The 514-nt window shown below is 65.0% G+C and carries 1 protein-coding gene; it reads left to right on the top strand.

Going from position 1 to position 514, the window contains the following annotated elements; genetic code table 11:
* Positions 1-32 precede the first annotated feature (32 nt).
* A partial coding sequence (locus JHD69_RS20255) for a DUF6443 domain-containing protein (protein WP_370583542.1) occupies positions 33-514 on the top strand: 482 nt, incomplete at its 3' end.

Raw genomic sequence — 514 nt, 5'->3', positions numbered from 1 at the left:
CCTCGCGCAGCGTATGCGAGGAGAACCAGGCCATCCAGTACCTCGACGGGCTGGGCAGGCCCCTGCAGACGGTAACCGTACAGGGGAGCCCTTCCTTTGCCGACCTGGTGCAGCCCATGGCCTACGACGCCCTGGGGCGCGAAGCGGTCAAGTACCAGCCATACACCGTAGCCGGCAACGGCGGCGCCTACAGGCCGAGCGCCATAGCCGAGCAGCTGGGCTTCTATACAGGCCAGCCAAGCGGCTCCAGCATCAGAGCTACTGCGCAGCCCTTCTCGCAGACGGTTTTCGAGGCCAGCCCGCTGAACAGGGTGCTGGAGCAGGGCGCTCCGGGTGCGCCCTGGCAGCCCTACAGCGCCTCCATAGCCGGCTCGGGCCATACGGCAAAGCCGGGCTATGCCATCAACGATGCCACGGATGCGGTAAAGCTCTGGACGGTCAACGCCTCGGGCGCTTCTTCATCAGCCAACTACCTGCCCGGCACGCTCTACAAGACCATTTCCAAAGACGAGAA

It is taken from the genome of Pedobacter sp. ASV12 (assembly GCF_016429155.1).
Taxonomy (GTDB): Bacteria; Bacteroidota; Bacteroidia; order Sphingobacteriales; family Sphingobacteriaceae; genus Pedobacter.
This window is presented reverse-complemented; position numbering and strand designations above follow the sequence as displayed.